At 67.9% G+C, this 18,379-nt stretch carries 9 protein-coding genes and 1 tRNA gene; all 10 read right to left on the bottom strand.

Features of this window, described 5'->3' with window-relative positions; translation table 11 throughout:
* Nucleotides 1–11: 11 nt before the first annotated feature.
* Nucleotides 12–1,319, bottom strand: a complete 1,308-nt coding sequence (locus tag AC1D0A_RS08780) for a SufS family cysteine desulfurase (RefSeq protein WP_243179769.1) — start codon at nt 1,317–1,319, stop codon at nt 12–14.
* A 1,158-nt stretch (nt 1,320–2,477) separates the two neighbouring features.
* Nucleotides 2,478–5,201, bottom strand: a complete 2,724-nt coding sequence (locus AC1D0A_RS08775; RefSeq protein ID WP_476945618.1) for a helix-turn-helix transcriptional regulator — start codon at nt 5,199–5,201, stop codon at nt 2,478–2,480.
* Between the two features lie 71 nt (nt 5,202–5,272).
* The gene (locus AC1D0A_RS08770) at nt 5,273–8,014 is read right to left on the bottom strand and encodes a LuxR C-terminal-related transcriptional regulator (protein WP_476945617.1); all 2,742 of its coding nucleotides are present in this window, start codon (nt 8,012–8,014) and stop codon (nt 5,273–5,275) included.
* 283 nt (nt 8,015–8,297) lie between these two features.
* Complete coding sequence (locus tag AC1D0A_RS08765) at nt 8,298–11,036, bottom strand: LuxR C-terminal-related transcriptional regulator (protein WP_476945616.1); 2,739 nt, start codon at nt 11,034–11,036, stop codon at nt 8,298–8,300.
* On the bottom strand, nt 11,014–13,758 hold the full coding sequence (locus AC1D0A_RS08760; protein ID WP_476942956.1) for a helix-turn-helix transcriptional regulator: 2,745 nt from the start codon (nt 13,756–13,758) through the stop codon (nt 11,014–11,016). The genes AC1D0A_RS08765 and AC1D0A_RS08760 overlap by 23 nt, the downstream gene beginning before the upstream one ends.
* A 239-nt stretch (nt 13,759–13,997) precedes the next feature.
* Nucleotides 13,998–14,585 carry an aminoacyl-tRNA hydrolase gene (gene pth / locus AC1D0A_RS08755; protein ID WP_028276488.1) on the bottom strand — a complete coding sequence of 196 codons (588 nt, stop codon included), beginning with the start codon at nt 14,583–14,585 and terminating at the stop codon, nt 13,998–14,000.
* A gap of 193 nt (nt 14,586–14,778) precedes the next feature.
* Nucleotides 14,779–15,378, bottom strand: coding sequence for a 50S ribosomal protein L25/general stress protein Ctc (locus tag AC1D0A_RS08750; RefSeq protein ID WP_028276489.1), 600 nt, complete (start codon nt 15,376–15,378; stop codon nt 14,779–14,781).
* Nucleotides 15,379–15,642: 264 nt separating this feature from the next.
* On the bottom strand, nt 15,643–16,623 hold the full coding sequence (locus tag AC1D0A_RS08745; RefSeq protein WP_018774662.1) for a ribose-phosphate diphosphokinase: 981 nt from the start codon (nt 16,621–16,623) through the stop codon (nt 15,643–15,645).
* 5 nt (nt 16,624–16,628) lie between these two features.
* On the bottom strand, nt 16,629–18,155 hold the full coding sequence (gene glmU, locus AC1D0A_RS08740; protein WP_476942955.1) for a bifunctional UDP-N-acetylglucosamine diphosphorylase/glucosamine-1-phosphate N-acetyltransferase GlmU: 1,527 nt from the start codon (nt 18,153–18,155) through the stop codon (nt 16,629–16,631).
* A gap of 43 nt (nt 18,156–18,198) precedes the next feature.
* A tRNA-Gln gene (locus AC1D0A_RS08735) sits at nt 18,199–18,270 on the bottom strand.
* Nucleotides 18,271–18,379: the final 109 nt, after the last annotated feature.

Below are 18,379 nucleotides of genomic sequence, written 5' to 3'. Positions count from 1 at the left end.
GGATGTCCGTCCTAGGCTTGGAAGTAGGCACGGACATCGGCGGCCGCGTTCAGGAACGCGTCCACATCGTCCGTGGTGTTGTAAAGATACGTGCTGGCGCGCGTCGTCGCCGCCAGCCCGAGCCTCCGGTGCAGCGGCTGGGCGCAGTGGTGGCCGACCCGCACGGCGATGCCCCGGCTGTCCAGGAACTGGCCGACGTCGTGCGCGTGGACGCCGGCGACGTCGAATGCCGCCAGGCCAATGCGTTCCTGTCCCGCCGCGGGGCCCAGCACCCGGATGCCGGGGATGGATTCCAAGCCGCGCACGAGGCGCTGGCCGAGTTCGGCCTCCCAGGCGTGAATGCGGTCCATCCCGGTTTCGCTGAGGTAGTTCACCGCCGCGGCCAGTGCGACCGCCTGCGAAATGCGCTGGGTGCCGGCCTCGAAGCGTTGCGGGCTCGGCAGGAATCCGGCCCGTTCCATCGTGACGGTGGTGATCATGGACCCTCCCGTCAGGAACGGCGGCATCGCGTTGAGCAGTTCCGAGCGGCCATAGAGGGCGCCGATTCCGGTGGGGCCGAGCATCTTGTGGCCGGAGAACACCGCGAAGTCGACGTCGAGCGCCTTGACGTCCAGAGGCAGGTGCGGCGCGGACTGGCAGGCGTCGAGCACCACGAGGGCCCCCGCGGACCGGGCCAGGGCCACCAGGGCTGCTACCGGGTTGATGGTGCCCAGGACATTGGACGCGTGGGTGAACGCCAGGACGCGGGTGCGCGGGCCGATGATGCCGGCGGCGGCCTCCAGGTCCAGGGCGCCGGCGTCGTTGATCGGGATGAACTTCACGACGGCGCCTGTCCGGGCCGCCAGCTCCTGCCAGGGGATCAGGTTGGCATGGTGTTCCATCTCCGTGACGACGAGTTCGTCGCCCGGGGCCAGGGCGAACCGGGCCGCTTCGGGTCCGGCGCCGGGCAGGGAAGCGTTGAGGAAAGAATAGGTGAGCAGGTTCAGGCCCTCCGTGGCGTTGGAGGTCCAGATCAGCTCATCCCACTCGGCCCCGACAAAGTCGGCGACCGTTTCCCGGGCGTTTTCGAATGCCTCGGTGGCCTCGACGGCGAGGTGGTGCGCCCCGCGGTGGACCGCGGAGTTCCGCTGCTCATAGAATTCCTGCTCGGCCTCGAGCACGCTCAGCGGGTTCTGCGAAGTCGCCCCTGAGTCCAGGTAGACGAGCGGGAAGCCGTTGACGTGCTGTTGCAGGATCGGGAAATCGTTGCGGATCCTCAGGACCTCCTCGTTTCCGAGGGCGGCGGCAGAGCGGCGGAGGTGGGCTGGGGTGGCAACCATGGCGGGGACTCCTGGATCGGCGTTCGCTGCGGCGTGCCCCGTGCCGCCCGGAAAGCAAGCGGCGCGAAATACATCACACAGATTAAACCTAATTATCCCACGTTCCCGCAGCTCTCCTGCGCGGCCACCGCGCGGACCCGCACACCGCGGAACGCGCACACCGCGGAACGCGCTCACCGCGGAACGCGAGAGGAGTTCCGTGCCCCGGTAACCGGCTCGAGGGGCCATCGGCTCGCGCGGCGGTGCCCTTCGGTGGCCAAGACCCGGACCGCGACGGGCGCATTGCCCAAGGGCAGCCGCAAATCGACCCCCAGCCAGGGGGTGGGCCGGTGCTGCCCGAAAATGGCAAACGACAAACAATAGCGGCCGCGGCGATGACCGCAGGGGCCGCGGCTGTCCGTCGCCGGGACCCATTGGCGGGAGCCGTGGGCCGACGGGATCCAGCAGCGGCATCCAAAAGCGACATCCAACAGGGGCGCCGGAACAGCCGGCCGGCTCTCACTGCTACGGCGCAAGGTCTGCCCCGACGCAGGGCTTGCCCGACATGCCGGCGCTTGACGCCAGGGCCGGCGAGGGCTTGCACACAAGACGTCGTCACCCGCCGCTACCCCCTGCGGCGATGCCCGCCGGTACCCGTGTCAGGGTCGCGCTTCTCGAAGGCGCGGACCCGCGTGAAGACCGGTTAAGGGAGCCGGCGGCGGCTGGGGGGAGAGCCTCGGTCTCAGAAGGCTCTGACGCCGCCGGCTCCGACCTTGGCGCGCGGCTGCCCGTTGAGGCACCGCACGATTCCAATGAAGGAGTTAGTGGGAAAGATTACGGCCCGATCACCTCTAATGGTGGCAGTGGCTGCATCCGCAAGCAAGGAATTTGAGACCACACTTTCCTCGGGCCATGCTTGCGGTTGCTGACCGCCCTCAAGTTCCTCATTTTGAGACCTTTGTGAGCTGTTCGGGGTGGAGCTGTTCGGGTTAGTGCTGTTCGTGGGACTGGCTTAAGTCAATCGCCCGAACGGGCTCTGCACACGAGTAGCGTTTACCCGACTTCTGAGGCCCTACTCGCCATGGCACTACTTGGAGCTACTCCCGCTGGTCCCGGAGTCCACCCGTGCTGTACGCACGCCACAGCCAGGTCAGGCCACGCCGGGCCGGGCCGGACCGGTCAGGAGGGCAGCGGGCCGAGGTCCAGGAGGTCCGCCCGCCGGCCCACGCCGAGCTTGGCGAAGATCCGGGACAGGTGCCCCTCCACGGTCCGAAGTGACACACAGAGCGCGGTGGCGATCTCGGCGTTCGTGGCCCCGCCCGACACCAGTTCCAGGACTTCGGTCTCACGGGCAGTCAACGGGGCGCCGTGATCGCTGCGGACGACCTCCAATTGCGACAACATTCCGGCCTCCACCAGGCGGTGATGGACCCGGCGCTGGACCGCGGTAAGCCGCCACCGCTCCGGGTCGTCTGCCAGGATCCGCTCGGCCTGCTGGGCGGCCTCAAGGGCAAGGAGCCCGTGCCCTGCATTGAGCGCGTCGTCGCTGATGCCAATGAGGTCGGACGCATCCGACGCCGACACCGCTCGCGCGTAGGACTCCACCAGCCTGGCCTCCGGGCCGTCGACTGCGCCGCTGCTGAGGGCGAGGGCCTCGGCGCCCGAGGTGTCACCGCCGCGGAGCGCGAGCCGCCTGATATCGGTTTCGACGCCGCGCAGGCTCTCGTGCAGGGCCTCGTCCGCCAGCCGCGCCAAAGCCCCGGCACCGCTCCCTCCGGGCCCTTCTCCGGGTTCAGCCGCCCGGCAGTACGCCTCTGCCAGCAGGTGAAGGGTTTTCGGCTCCCGGTACACCGAGAGCCGGTAGGCCAGTACATGCTGGCTGGCCTCATGGTGGCGTCCGACGGCGGCTGCGGCATAGGCCGCGACGGCGCGCGCAAACGGCAACAGACCTAACGGGTCGGCGATAGTGAGCTCTTCGACACTCAGCCGAAGTTCGGCCAGGCTTTCACGCATCCTGCCCTGGCGCAACCGCGAGTATCCCCGCATGAGGTGCAGCATGCCGCCGCTGTACAGCAGCCGCCCAGGCTCACGGGCCGCGTAATCGTCCAGGACATTTCCGAGCCGGTCCCAGTCGCCGGCCCAGATCAGATTCAGGCAGTGGCGCACCACGAGGTCCTCGTAGACCAAGGGTAGTTCCAGGCTTGCGGTCCGGGCCCCGCCCCATGCCTCGCCGTCCAAACGCAGCCCTGCGCGGAGTTGACCTTGGGCGGTCAAGAGTTCGGCGAGGAGGGAAACTGCCGGGACCCGGATTTCGGGATAGGCGCCGGCCGCGGCGATGAGTTCGCGCAGCACGGTTCCAACTGCCATGAACTTGCCGTCCCACGAGTGACTCAGAAGCTCTGTGGCCAGTCCCCCGGCGGCTGTCACGTCCGGCGGCTGTCCCTCCGGAGCGCGTCCGGAAAGGTCGGTGCACGTCGCGAAATCCGCAGACAGTGAATCCCGGGCACGCGATTCCAGGAGCCCTGGTTCGATGGGCAGTTCAAAGGCCGGGCGGTGCGTGCCGGCGTCCGGATGCTGTTGCCGGGCCGGCGTTGCGGACCCGAGCCGGGCTGCCAGGAGGGCAGCCAGGTAGGACGGCCGTCCGGAGGGCACCGGCTGTGCGGACTCCAGACACGCCACAGCGGCCTCGGTGTGCCCCGCGATGAAGTGCGAATAGGCCAGCTGGATCCGGGCCTCGGGGAGGAACCGGGCGTCCCGGATGGCGCCAGCCACCCGGGCCGCGGTCCCAGGGTCCAGGTCCGTGTTCGCGGCGACAGCGGCCTGCAGGAGCTGGATCGGAGGGATCTCTACGCCGCAGTCCATGGACCAGCGCAGCCGGTTGAGGGCCGCTCCCGGCGCCGCGGCCCGCGCCGACGGAAGCGACAACACGCTCGAACGCAGGGCCGAACTGCGGCCGGCCGGGACCCGCTGGCGGATAATCTCGCCAAGTATCGGGCTGGCGGCCCGTACCAGCCGGTCATGTCCCGTGGAGACGGCAATGATGCCCGCGGTGTCCAGGGCATCGACGGCCTTGGGACCACTGATCCGCAGAATCTGGGACAGGGATAGCGGTCCGGCCATGGCAACGATCGTGGCGGCGGTCTTTTCCTCCGGTGTCATGGAGCGCAACTGCCGGTCGACAACGTCGGCGGCCGGAACTTGGGCCATGTCGGGGTTGGCCAGCAGGAACCACACTCCGTGCCGGAGGCCCAAGGCGCCGCTGGCCCGGGCATGCTGGATCAGGGACATCAGCATGAGCGGATTGCCGTCGGCCGCCTTATAGAACAACGCACTAACCCACGGAGAGACGTCGGCCCGCAGGACCTGCTCACATAGTTGGTGGGTTCCGATCCGGCTCAGCGGGTAAAGGTCGAACTTGGAAATTATCCCGTCGTCCCAAAGCGCGAGGAACTCTTCCGGAATCATCGGCCCGGGACGGCAGGCCACGAGGATTCCCGCGGCGCCGGTCGCCGCCGCCTGCGCCAGCTGCCGGACGGTCCCATGGTCGAGGCAATGCGCATCGTCGACCACAAACAGAGGGCGGTCCGCCTCGGATTTCAGGCTGCGCGCCATCGCTTCCACGACGGCTGCGTAGGAGTCGAGTTCCCGGTCAGGAAGCCGGGACAAGTACGGCGCCAGGGCCCCGAAAGGAACGCTGGCCAGAGCCGAAGTGGCGGTCAGCCGAATCAGATGGCGGTGGGGCTCGAGTTCGCGGATGGCGGCCTTGAGGACGGCGGTCTTGCCCGCGCCCGCGCCGCCGACGATGAGCGCACCTGATCGGGTGTCGTCACGCAGGCAACGCACCAGGTCCTTGACCAGCGCCGAGCGCTCGATCAGTGCCGAGGTCTCAGCCAGGCTTTCCATCGCCGGTTCTTCCTGCCAGTTTCTGCCCGTCTTGAACAGACGTCCGGGTTGCCGCCTGCAGTCTGCCGGGCTCAGCCGAGCCTGGCGCTGTCTGCCGGAGTCGAGATGACATCTTTGAGTTCCGATCGGCTGGCGACGTGCAGCTTCGAATACACCTGATAGAGGTGTCCCTCCACAGTGCGGACGGATACGTGCATCTGTTCCGCGATCTTGCGGTTGGACGTACCGGCAGCAGCCCGGACCGCCACTTCACATTCCCTCGCCGTCAGGGTTGAGGTTGTAAGCGACCGCAGCCCGTTCTTCGGACTGCCGAACTTGTCATCGAGGGACTGCTGCGCCCGCTGGGCGATCCGCAACGCGATGCGGTTGCCGGCGTCGTTTGCGCAGCCGACGGCTTTCCGCACCGCGTCCCGGGCGAACACGGTGTTGCCGCATGCCTCAGCTTCCTTGGATGCTGCCAGTAACTGTTCGCTGTCAGCCTCCCGCATGCCTTCGGCCAGCCGCGAGCACAGGGCCGCGAATTGTCCGGTCACCCTCCCGCTCAGGCTGCCGAGCTTCTGGCCCGCCTGGCGGTCTCCCAGCCGGGCCGCGGCGGACTGGAACAGGAGCGCGGGGGCCAGTGCTGACGTTTCAGCGTCGTTGCCCGCTTCGGCCGAGAGCGCACGGATGGACATTGCCCTCTGGCCGAGCTCGGCCTGGGCCGACAGTTCGAAATAGCGTGTGAGCCGTTCCACCAGCCAGGCCGCGGGCGGCCGGGCCTGGGCAAGATCGTCCAGCAGCAGGCCGGCCACTTCCTCTTCGCCCTGGAGTGCGGCGGCATAGGCACACACGGCTGCGGCCAGGCCGCCCAAAGCGTCGGGGTCCTGCGCCCGGAGCTGCCAGCGGCCCGCCTGGAGCCGGGACAAGGCGTCGTCGAGGTGTCCGGCATGCAGGTCCATGACGCCCTGGCCGATCTCAAACATCCCGCCCAGCCTGGTCTGGGGCTCTGCGCCGCTGTACGTCTCCTCAAGATAGACGGACGTTTCCCTGAACTTGCCGGAGAGCAAAAGGAGGAGGAGGAACCTGCCCCTGATCTCACGAACCGCATGGTCCCTGAGCTGCACACCGGCTGTGGCCGCCAGGATCTGCTTTCCAAGGGCGAGCGCCCGCACCACGTTGCCTGTGACGGCCAGGGCCTCGCTGCGCAAGCTGGCGGTCAGGATCCTTGGTTCGGTGCCCAGGTCCCCCGCGTCCACGCCGTCGGTTATGGCCAGGACCTCGTCGTAGCGTCCACGGAAAGCGGCGAGCCCAGCCTCCGCCAGGCGCAGCCGCTCCCGGGCTGCAACTGCAACTGGACTCTGTGCGGCGGGCTCGGCAGCCAGCCGCTCGGCGAACTCCTGTATCCGGGCTTCGGGGTCGGCGCCTGGGGCCGTGCTGCGTTTGTCCAATTCCACGCGCAGCAGCTGCAAAGCGGTCCACTCGGTCAGGGGAAGCTTGGCGCACGCGCCGTCATCCAGTGCCTCCAGAACCCGGCGTGCGGAGTCCTCGTTGTTCACCGAGATGTGGGCATTGACTGTTTCGATGGCCATCAGGGCGGCGGGTTCGCTTCCTTCGACCTCCTGGACAAATCGCAAGGCGGCCGCGTGGTCGGATGCTCCGTTCGCGGCGCGGGCGGCGGCCAGGGCGACCTGGGAGCTCACCTCTTCCCCGCAATCCAGAGCCCAGGCGACGCCGGCCGAGCCGCCGGTGTCCAGCGTGTCCGATTCCTGGAGCACGGCCGTGAGCCGGCGGCGGAGTTCGGCGCTGCGCCCGGGCGGGACCACGTTGGCGACAATTCCGGCTGTTACCGGGTTGGCGATGCTGACCATCGGCGGATGGTCGTGGGTGACCCGGATCAGGGCCCGCTCCTGGAGCGCGTCCATATCCTGCGGGTTGGCGATGAGCATGAGGGTCTGCAGCGGGACTGCCCCGGCGAGTGCCAGCAGTTCAAAGACGTCGCGCTGGCCGTTGCCGAGCCGGTTGAGGCGTGCCTTCACGACGTCCCGGATCTCTCCGGTCAAGGCGATGGGGCCGTTGCCCAGGAACCATACACCGTCCTGGCGGATCACTGTGCCCAGCTTGATCTGCTCCCGGGCCAGGGAATGGAGGAACAAGGCGTTGCCCCCGCTCGCACTCCAAAGCGCCCGGGCAGCGGTCAGGGAGAACCGGCCGCCGTATTCGTGGTGCAACGTTGTTGCCGTCTCTGCAAAGTCGAACGGTCCGAGGTCCACCCGTCGGAGCAGGTCATCCTTCCACAGGCCCATGATGTCCCCGCCGATGTGCGGCATGTCAACGCACGCCGCCAGCAACGTGACATGGGACCCGGCGCTCAACTGGGCCACCATCATGCTGGAGAGCTCGTCGAGGTCATGGGCGTTGTCCACGAAGAGGACGATTCGCCGGCCTTCGGATTTGTTGTGGAGCAGCTGGGTCAGTCCGCGCAGCACCATCAGCGGGTGCTCGAGGTGTGAGGCGTCGAGGTCGTTGAGCAGGACGCTCAAGGCCCCGTAGGGAAGCTTGGAGGATATGGAGCTGCCCCTGACCTGGACTACCAGGTACTCGTCGCCGAGCTGCTCCAGGGCGCGCTGGGCGATAAAGGACTTGCCGGCCCCGTGGTCGCCCACGAGTACGATGCCGCAGCCGGAACCCGACGTCAGGGTCTCAACGATGTCGGCAACGACCTCCTGGCGGGTGAAGGGTCTGTCCTTACTGCGGCCATGACCGTTTCTTTGCGCCGGAAACACTATTTCTGTCTGGCCGCTGCCCGTTGGCAAGCCGGCGTCTTGCTGGAACATATGAGAGACCTTCGCAATCAAAGTGTGAGCGGTGATACCTCAACGGTAGGGACTACGCGTATTTTCGGTATGCGTAAGTAGTACTCGATTACCTAGCGAGTATTCCGCCCGCTCTACGTAGCTGTACTCAGTTGGACCGGCGCTGCCGCAAGGCTTAAACCAAGTAGTCGCAATCCCGCCGCACGTGTCCGGCGCCGGTAGCGGCCCGGACACCGGGGAAGCGGCCCGCCACGGCCGGCCGGCCGGCGGACACGGCCCCACGCGGCCTCTCCCTTGCTTGCCGCTAGTGCCCGCCGATACCGGGAAGCTGCTCACGGCCCTTGACGTTGAGTTTCGCGTAGCTGCGGTAGAGATGGCCTTCAACCGTGCGCACGGACACCTGGAGCTCTGCGGCAATCTGCCGGTCAGTGAGGCCGCGTACCGCCAGCGCCACAATGTCGCGCTCGCGGCGGGTCAGTATGCCGAGCGAGTCATCGTTCTTGGCCGCTTCGTCGCCGGGAAGGTCATCGGCCCGGTCCAGGCACCGCTTCCGCTGGGAATTGGCCATGCGCTCCCTGAGGGTGTCGCCCGCGGCCCGGTAGGCGTGCGCCGCGGCGTCGTAGGCGAGGGCGGCAAAGGCCCACAGTTCCGCCGCCTCACAGGTTTTCGCGGCCTCAAGGAGGTCTGCGGCGTTGTCGGCGCTGATGGCTGCGGCGTAGGCGCAGATCGCGGCGGGCCTTGGCCCCTCAAGCCTGGCCCGGAGCTCGAGCAGCCTCGGCGCCGAGTCCGTGTCCCCCAGGGCCAGGCAAAAGGCCAGCGCGTCGAGTTCGAGCCCGGCGGTGTCCACGTCCGGGTACGGTCGGCCGAGCCGCTTCAGTTCGGCGATGGCACCCGGGTAGTTCCCGAGCCGGGCCTTTCCATAGACCACGGCCATCGCGGCCAGCGAGCGCATGTACTGCGGCAGGGCCGCGGGTGCTGCCTCGAAGTCGGCGAGGAGTAGCTCTGCCTTCGTTTGGGCACCGACTTCGGCGGCTGCCGCGAAAGCCATGGCCGCCGTGAGCGCGAACAGCTGCTGGGGGTCGGTCAACCGCAGCGCTTCGAGCGCGGCGCTTAGCGTGTTCAGGGCCTGGGCGGCCTTGCCCTGGTAGAGCAGGATGATGCCGTGCGCCGCGTGCACTCCCCCGCCGAAGGAAATCAGGTTGGGCCCGGATCCGGCGACGAAGCCGGTCAGGAGGCTTTCCGCCCCCTGCCAGTCGCCGGAGTGAATTGCGGCGGCCGCGGAACGGACCACGAGGAAGTCGGTGAGGAAGTAGAGCTCCTCGTGATCGGCCCCGGCGGCCTCGATGGCCCGGGTCATCGCAGCGAGGGCGCTCAGTCCCTTGCCGCCTGCCAGGAGCCGCTCCGCGTCGAGGCAGAGCCGGAACGCCTGTACGAGAGTGTTCGACGGCAGGGTGTTCGAGGGTAGGGTGCCGGCAGCCGCGTCCTCGGTGGACGCCCCCGCGGCCGGGGCTGCCGCGTACTCGCCCGCCAGCGCCAGGACCATGGCTTCCAGGATCTCCAGCCGCTCTTCCGTGGCACGGTGAATGGCTTCGGCGTCGTCCGGCCGGGCAGCAGCGAGGCGCTCGGCGGCGCGTCGGAGCACCTGTGCCCGCTTGATGATCTCTGCCGGCGTGTTCCCCAGCGCTGACATCGTTGCGGCCCACAGGAGGGATCCGGCCAGGAGCCCGGGGATGCTGTTTCCCTGCCCGAAATCGGCGTCGAGGATGTCCCGGGCCGCCACGTAGTCGGAGGCGTTGTAGCGGGTCCGTGCTATCACGGCGCGGGCCGCCATCTGCAGTTCCGGATCCTTGACGAGGACGGCAGCCTTGCGGGCGAGCTCGTCCTCGTAAAGCCGGCTCGCCAGCACGGCCGCCCTCAGGAGCTGCCGGTCCTCGACCTCCGCGCCGCACTCGATCGACCAGCTCACTTGCCGCAGCAGTCCCTCGGCAGACGTCGGCTCGCTGTCCATCTTGCGCAGCAGGCTCTGCCGAAGCTGCAGGCTCCTGGCCGGCGAAATCAGGTTCCGCAAGGTGTCGCCGTACACGGTATGCCACAGCCGCAGCTCACCCGTCCCGGTGTCCGTGACCCGGATCAGTTCGCTGTCGATCAGTGATCCCACGGCCTCTTCGCCGGCCACCGACTCGATCAGTTCCCGGGACACGGGTTCGGCCAACGCCACGAGGTTCAGGGCCTGGCGTTCTTCCGGCGAGCGCAGCAGCAGCTGGCGGCGCACGACGTCGGTCAGCCGGTCACCGTGGCTGTTCAGGTGCCGGGTGAACAACCAGACACCGTTGCGCCGCAGCAGCGTCCCGTCGTTCCTGGCGTCGTCCAGGAGCCCGTTGAGGAGCATCGGGTTGCCGCCGGAGGCCTCCCACAGGATCTCGGCGACGTTTGGCAGCACTTGCGAGCCGAGCTCGCCCTCCAGCATCTCTGTGGTCTGCGCGAGGGTGAGCGGGCGCAGGTCGTGCCGTTCGGCGATGCCTTCAAACCAGAGCTGCAGGAGCGGTTCCGGCAGTCCGGGCCGGGCCGCCGCGCCGACGAGCAGTTTCGCCCAGCCGGCCGCCGCCAGCTCCGCGAGGATTCCGGCCGTCGCCTCGTCGAGATCGTGTGCGTCGTCAACGACCAGCAGGAGGGGCTTCTGGGTGGCCCGCTTCTGCTCTTCCAGATGCGCCCACAGGGTCCTCAGAACGGCCAGCTGCGATGTTGCTTCCTGGACCGGCAGTCCGACGATGAAGGGGCCCAGGACACCGTAGGGCACCTTGGTCAGCGACGCGCTGCCATGGATCGGCACCGGCGTCACCTCCGGGCCCAGCTCCCCGACGACGGCATCGATGAGCCTTGACTTGCCCATCCCGCTGTCGCCGAGGACGAACACGGCGACATGGCTGCCGCCCTGGAGGGCTTCCACTGCCGACATCAAATCTTCCGACCTCCCGGTCAAGGCGCGGGCCGGCGCCGTGCCGGGGTTCCCCGCCGGCCCCCTAGATGAGTCCAAGCAGATCACTTCGCGAAGAAACGCCGAGCTTCGTGAACACCTGGTACAGGTGGCCCTCCACGGTCCTGACGGAAATGCCCACTTCCAGGGCGATATCCTTGTTGGAGACCCCGTTCCCGGCCAGGGTGGCAATTTGCCGCTCCCGGTCTGTCAGCAGCGGACCCTTGTTGCGCGGCATGACTGGCAGCGCCGGCACGGACTCCGAGAGGCTCTCCAGCATGCTGTAAGCGGCGTTGGCGCTGGCGGTCAGCCCGGCGCCCTTCGCGAAGTCGAATGCGAGCGCGGCGCACCGGGCCTGGACGGCGTCCAGTTCGAGCCCCGCGGCCTCCCCGGCGGCTTCGAGCATGATCGCGGCGTCCTTCTTCCGGCTGCCGACGGCGACCGTCCGGGACAGCTCGGCCAGCGGCCCCTGCCGCAGCCCGGCGATTTCCTCCATGAAAAGAAAATCCTTGACGGTGCCGTTGACGGTGGCCCCGAGCATGCAGATGCCGGCCAGGGTGTAGCGGCCCTTCCGGAAATGCTCCTCCGCGGACCGTATCAACCGGTCCTTGGCCTCGGGGTCACCGAGCCACCGCGACGCCATATCCATGCAGAACTCGGTGGAACTGCCGACCGTGAAGCGGGCCGGGCCGTCAGCCGAGCGGGCCCGGTCCAGGTAGATCGTGGCCTGGACCGAGTTGCCGGTCTGGGCGTAGGCAAAAGCAGTGGCGGCGTAGGCCTGGCGCAGGGACTGCAGGCTCGCACGGACCTCCAGCTGGGCGATCGCGGCCAGCAACGGATCCAGAGCCATGTACCCGCGGCCGGCATAGACATAGGCGAGTCCGACGGCGAGGTCCGTAGCGGCGCTGCCGGAATGCAGCCCGTGCCCGGCCCGGCCGCTCGCGTCCTTGAGCATGTCGATGGCTTGGCGCCACAGGCCCGAGAGGAGCAGCACGTTGAAAGAGCGCCAGGCGAAGTTTTCCCGGATGCGCGGCACGTTGGACCACTCGCCCAGCTGTCCGCCGATTTCCCGCATGAGTTTGCGGGCATCGAGTTCGTGGCCGGTCATGGACCAGGCCTCCATCAGGATGATGGCCGACCTGAGCCGGTGCACGGGATCGGCACCGGGCACGTCCGTGGTGGCCGCGGTGGTAAGCCGCTCCATCATGGGCTCGAAATCCCCGATGAAAGAGAAATAGTTGAACTCGCACAGATCCAGGCAGAGCCCCGCCCGGGCAAGCGCCGCAGGGGCGGGGGACGGCTCGTCCAGGCTCAGGTCCTGGAGCCGGACCCTGGCCTGCCCGAGCAGTTCGGGGACCTGGCCGGAGCGGTCGTCCAGCCAGGCCATGCAGTCAGCCTTCGCCGCGATGAATTCGGCGAAGTTCTCGGCCGCAAGGCCGTTGACCTGCCGTTCGGAGACGTCGTCCAGCGCGGACATGGCCTGCAGCGGCAGGCCGAGCTGGAGGTAGGCAGCCGATTTTTGGAGCTGCCCTTCGGCCCATTCAGGATCCGAGGGAGAGAGGCTGCCGGCGCATTTGAGGGCAAATTTCGGGTCGAAGAGCTTGACGGCGGCACTGGCAGCCGCGACGGCGTGCGCGGGTGCCAGCTGGGCGTGGCAGTCGTGGGTCCACGCCGCGTAGGCCAGCAGGTCTTCGACTGTCAGCTCGTCCAGTTCATGTTCCTGGTGCCCGGGGACCTTGTCCCGGAGCTCCAGCCGGCGCTCCACGCTGAGCCAGTTGCGGACAATGTCGCCGAGGTAGCGGTCGCCCAGCGTGACGAGGTGACGGTCAGCGCGGTCGACCACGATCTGGCCGGCCTCTTCCATGTCGGCGATGACACCGGGGCTGTACATCCTGGCGAGCCGGGACAGGGGCAGGGTCCGGGCGCAGGAGAGGACGTCGATGACCTCCCGGGCCACGGGTGTTTCCCTGGCATACCTGGCTCGGACAATATCCTCCAGCGCCGTGCGGCCATCGAGCACAACCTCATCGAGCAGTGTCCACACGGATCCGGACAGGACAAGGTTTCCGCGTTCGATTTGTTCGGAGACGACGGCCTGCAGGAGCGTGGGGCTGCCGCCGACCAGCTGGTGCAGCTGGCTTGCCAGGGCGGTCGAGACCCGATGGCCCAAAGCTGACTGCAGGACCTCCAGCGTCTCGAGCTCGGTCAGGTTGGCGAGCCGGACCTCGGCGAGCTGGCCGGAAGTGATGAGCCAGTAGAAATCGGGCGGAAGGTCAGTGGTGCGCTGGGCCGTTGCGATCAACCGGGCGGTCCGGGTCTGCAGCAGGTTGAGCAGGACCCCGGTGCTGAGTTCATCGAGGGCGCCGGCGTTGTCGAGCAGGATCACGCACTGGCGCCCGGCGGCGTCGTCGCGGATCAGCGAGGTAATGCCGTGCAGGATGGCGGTCGGCGAGCCCAGGGAACTCTGCGGGAGCCGCGCAAGGGTGAAGGCGAGGCAGCCGTATGGCGTTGCCGACCCCGGCCCTGAACTGCGGAGCTGGATGGTGTACACCTCGGGGCCGAAGCCCGCGAGGGCGGTCCTGCCGACAAGCGTTTTGCCCACGCCGCGGTCGCCCGTGATGACGACGCCCATCCGGTCCTGGGCAAGCAGTTCCTGGCGGACACGCTCAGCATCAGCGTTCCGCGCCAAACCGGACCAGCCGTGTCTCGCGACCTGGCCGGCAGCATGTTCTTCTTCGGCGGGTGCCAATGTAGTGGAAACATTCCCCCAGCCCAGCGAATCCCTCGACATGTAGTTTCCTTCGTACCGCTTTGCAGACAGCAACCCCGAACTGCCCACTTAGAAGTAGCGTATCCCTATCCCCCGACGTGAGAGTAGACAGATCATAGCTGGAATGCGGAAAGCTTGGAAAGGAAACACGCAATCCGCATGCAACTTAGTCGCCGCCTGCCTGCCGCGGGCCCGGGCCGGCCCACGGTCGGGGCGTTTAGGCTGCGTGTTATTTTGCCTGCGTTTACGTCCGGGAGGGGTTACGTCGCCTTGGCGGGGTGGAACTTTTGTTGGGCGGCGGTGAGGCCGTCCCGGACCAGGACTTCGACGGCGTCGGCAGCTGAGTCGATGAGGAAGGGCAGTTCCTTTTTCTCCGGCGCGGAAAAGTCACGCAGGACAAAGTCCGCGGTCTCCATCCGTCCGGGCGGACGCCCGACGCCCACCCGCACGCGCAGGTAGTCCTTGGTGGCCAGGGCCTTGGAGATGTCGCGCAGTCCGTTGTGGCCGCCTTCGCCGCCGCCGATCTTGAGCCGCACGGTGTCGAAGGGGATGTCGATCTCGTCATGGACGGCAATGACATGGGCCGGATCGATGCCGAAGAACTGGGCCAGGGCAGACACCGGGCCGCCGGAGACGTTCATGTATGACAGCGGCTTGGCCAGCACGATCCGGGGTCCGCCGATGCCCAGACGCCCTTCGAGGACCTGGGCACGCGATTTGTGCGATTTGAAGCCACCGCCGACGCGCGAGGCGAGTTCGTCCAGGACCATCTGGCCGACGTTGTGCCGGTTGTGGCTGTACTCGGATCCGGGGTTGCCAAGGCCTACGATCAGCCAGGTGTCGGTCATGGGTCAGTCCTTCGGTGGGACGCGGCCGGGGGCGCGGCCAGTGGGGCGGGGCAAGTGGGGCGGGGCAAGTGGGGCGGGTCAGGTGGGGCGGGGCGGGTAGCCGGCTACGGGGCGCGTACGGCGCGGGCTACGGCACCAGAGACGACGGCGGCCGGGCCCCTGAGGGACCCGGCCGCCGTAAAATTCGCCGGAATTACTCGGCTGCTGCTTCGGCTGACGGTGCGGCCGCTTCGCCTTCTTCGCCCTCTTCGACGTTTTCGGTGGCCTCGGAGATGTTGACGACGAGTGCTTCGGGGTCGGCCAGCAGGGTGGAACCCTTCGGCAGGACGAGGTCGGAAGCGTGGATGTGCTCGCCGGCGCTACGGCCTTCGATGCTGACCTCGATGGCGGTCGGCAGGTGGGTTGCCTCGGCCTCGACGGAAACGACCGTCATTTCCAGGTTGTGGACGTTGCCCGGAGCCAGCTCGCCGCTGAGGTGAACGGGCACGTCAACGGTGACCTTCTCGCCGGTGCGGACGGTCAGCAGGTCGAGGTGCTCGATGATCTGCTTGATCGGGTTGCGCTGGATGTCCTTGACGAGGGCCAGGTGCTGCTCGCCGTCGATGTCCAGGGTCAGCAGGGCGTTGGCGGTGCGGACGGCCAGGGTGGTGGCCTTCGCCGGCAGGGTGATGTGGATCGGCTCGGCACCGTGGCCGTAGATGACGGCCGGGATCAGGTTGGCCATGCGGGCGCGGCGGGCGAAGCCCTTGCCGAATTCGGTGCGGACTTCTGCTGCGAGCTTCTGCTCAGACATGGATATCTCCTCGTGGGATTTCAAGCTGTGGGACTAAACGGTGTTCAGCAAGGGCGGAGGTCTGTTTACGACCTTCAACGCCGGGCTGCCGTGCGGCTGCCCTTCAGAAGGAGATTCAGACCCAGTCGATTACGGAGACCAGCAGTCCGGGTTCCGATTAATTCACATCAATACGGAATGCCGGCGCTCTCCCTCGCCAAGGTTTCGGTACAAGGCTACCAGCGGAGGGACCGGTTTCTGAAACCGGGCCCTCCGCCGGCCGGCTTAGGCCTGGCCGTCGAACAGGCTGGTGACGGAGCCGTCGTCGAACACTTCACGGATGGCGCGCGCGATCAGCGGCGCGATGGAGAGCACGGTCAGCTGCGGGAAGCGCTTGTCCGCGGTGATCGGCAGCGTGTTGGTGACCACCACTTCGCGGGCGCCGGACTCGGACAGCCTGCGGGCCGCCGGATCGGAGAACACGGCATGGGTCGCGGCGATGATGACATCCTTGGCGCCGGCGTTCTTGAGCACCTGGACGGCGCCGGAGATGGTTCCGCCGGTATCGATCATGTCGTCGATCAGGACGCAGGTGCGGCCTTCAATCTGGCCCACGACCGTCTTGGAGACGGCCTGGTTGGGCACGGTGAGGTCCCGGCTCTTGTGCACGAACGCCAGCGGCGCGCCGCCGAGGCGCTCGGCCCACTGCTCGGCCACGCGGACGCGGCCGGTGTCCGGCGAGACGACCGTGACCTTGTCCGAGCCGACCCGGGTGCGGATGTAGTCGGCCAGGAGCGGAATGGCCATCAGGTGGTCCACGGGGCCGTCGAAGAAGCCCTGGATCTGGGAAGTGTGCAGGTCCACACTCATGATGCGGTCGGCGCCGGCGGTCTTGTACAGATCGGCGACGAGGCGTGCCGAGATCGGCTCGCGGCCACGGCCCTTCTTGTCCTGCCGGGCGTAGGGGTAGAACGGGGACACCACAGTGATGCGCTTGGCGGAGGCCCGCTTGAGCGAATCGATCATGATCAGCTGTTCCATGAGCCAGTTGTTCAACGGGGCAGGGTGGGCCTGGATCACGAAGGCATCGGTGCCTCGGACGCTCTCGCCGGCCCGCACGTAGATCTCGCCGTTGGCGAAGTCGTAGGCGTCCAGGGGCAGCAACTCGGTGCCGAGCTCCTTCGCGATCTCCTTCGCCAGCTCAGGGTGCGCGCGCCCCGCGGCCAGCACCAGCTTCTTCTCGCCGTGTGCCGTAATTTCGCTCATGATTGCTAGCCCTCTTCTGTCGGTGCCGGAGTAGTGGAGGATGTTGGGGCGGCGCCCGCGGCGGAATCCACCGCGGCAGCGGACTCGGCCAGGGCGGACTCGGCCAGGGCGGCGGAAACGGAACCGGGGCGGTTGGCCGCAACCCAGCCGTCCGAGTTCCGCTGCTTGGCCAGGGTGACTGCGAGGGCGCCGGCCGGGACGTCCTTGCGGATGATCGCACCGGCGCCGCTGTAGGCGCCGTCGCCCACGCGCACGGGGGCCACGAACACGGTGTTCGAACCGGTGCGCACACCCGAGCCGATCACCGTACGGTGCTTCTTCTCGCCGTCGTAGTTGGCCGTGATGTTGCCGCAGCCGATGTTGGTGTCCTCGCCGATCTCCGCGTCCCCGGCGTAGCCGAGATGGGACAGCTTCGAGCCGCGGCCGATCGTGACGTTCTTGGTTTCGTAGAACGCGCCGATCTTGCCGGTCTCGCCCAGGACGGTGCCCGGGCGCAGGTAGGTGAAGGGGCCCACGCTGGCGCGCGCCCCGATCGTGGAGCCGGAGCCATGGGTGCGGATCACCGTGGCGCCCTCGCCCACCGTGACGTCGGTCAAGGTGGTGTCCGGGCCGACGACGGCGTCGCGCGCCACCGTGGTGCGGCCATGCAGCTGGGTGTTGGGCAGGAGCCGGACGTCCTCGTCGAGCGTCACCGTGGCGTCGATCCACGTCGTGGCGGGATCCACGACGGTCACGCCGGCGCGCATCCAGGCTTCGAGGGTGCGGCGGTTGAGTTCAGCGCCGAGCGCCGAGAGCTGGACGCGGTCGTTGGCGCCCTCCACCTGCCAGCGGTCTTCGGTGACGACGGCGGCGACGCGGCCGCCCGCGGCGCGGGCCAGGGCCAGGACATCGGTGAGGTACTTTTCGCCCTGGGCGTTGTCCGTGGTGACGTGGACCAGCGCGTCGCGCAGGACGGCGGCGTCGAAGGCGTAGATGCCGGAGTTGACCTCACGGATTTCGCGTTCGGCGCTGGTGGCATCCTTGTGTTCGCGGATTCCCGTGACGGTTCCGTCTGCTGCGCGGAGGATGCGACCGTAGCCGGTGGCGTCCTCGAGCACGGCGGTGAGGACGGTGACGGCGTTGCCCTCGGCCTCGTGGGCGGCGACGAGCTCGCCGAGCAGGCCGCCGGTGAGCAGCGGGACGTCGCCGTACGTGACCACGACCGTTCCGCCCAGCCGTCCTTGGGGGTCGAGCGTGTCGAGCGCTTCCAGTGCCGCCTCGACCGCGCGGCCGGTGCCGGGCACATCGTCCTGGTCCACAATCAGGGCTTTCGGATCGAGGGCGGAGACGTGGGCGGCCACGAGGTCGCGTTCATGCCGGACCACCAGGGCCAACTCGCGGGGGCTGATACTGCGGGCCGCCTGGAGCGCGTGGCCGACCAGCGAGCGGCCGCCAATCTCATGGAGAATCTTGGGGGTACGGGATTTCATCCGGGTACCGGCCCCTGCAGCTAGGACGATCACGGCGGCTGGGCCAGTATTCTCGGGGCTCACGTATTGGCTCTCCTTGCTTGGTTGCGCAGTGTGTCTCGCCAAGTTCCGCCCATAGGACTCGAACCTATACTCCACGGCTCCAAAGGCCGGGGTGCTGCCATTACACCAGAGCGGACCGTGCCCAGGCTTGACCTGTGGCACGAGAATCAATTCTGCCACGAAGGTTGATGCTCGTGCGACTCAGCGCCGCGGAAGGGGCGGGCAGGCGCGGGTGGGCGCGGGTG

This window comes from Arthrobacter sp. P1_D4 (assembly GCF_056406115.1).
The sequence above is the reverse complement of the archived record's forward strand: the minus strand, read 5'-3'. Positions and strand labels throughout refer to the sequence as shown.

Bases quoted from the DNA above. Each gene is read 5' to 3' on its own strand.
- AC1D0A_RS08775 (WP_476945618.1), bottom strand. From the start codon at position 5,201: ATGGAAAGCCTGGCTGAGACCTCGGCACTGATCGAGCGCTCGGCGCTG.
- AC1D0A_RS08770 (WP_476945617.1), bottom strand. From the start codon at position 8,014: ATGTTCCAGCAAGACGCCGGCTTGCCAACGGGCAGCGGCCAGACAGAA.
- AC1D0A_RS08760 (WP_476942956.1), bottom strand. From the start codon at position 13,758: ATGTCGAGGGATTCGCTGGGCTGGGGGAATGTTTCCACTACATTGGCA.
- AC1D0A_RS08780 (WP_243179769.1), bottom strand. From the start codon at position 1,319: ATGGTTGCCACCCCAGCCCACCTCCGCCGCTCTGCCGCCGCCCTCGGA.
- AC1D0A_RS08750 (WP_028276489.1), bottom strand. From the start codon at position 15,378: ATGTCTGAGCAGAAGCTCGCAGCAGAAGTCCGCACCGAATTCGGCAAG.
- pth (WP_028276488.1), bottom strand. From the start codon at position 14,585: ATGACCGACACCTGGCTGATCGTAGGCCTTGGCAACCCCGGATCCGAG.
- AC1D0A_RS08745 (WP_018774662.1), bottom strand. From the start codon at position 16,623: ATGAGCGAAATTACGGCACACGGCGAGAAGAAGCTGGTGCTGGCCGCG.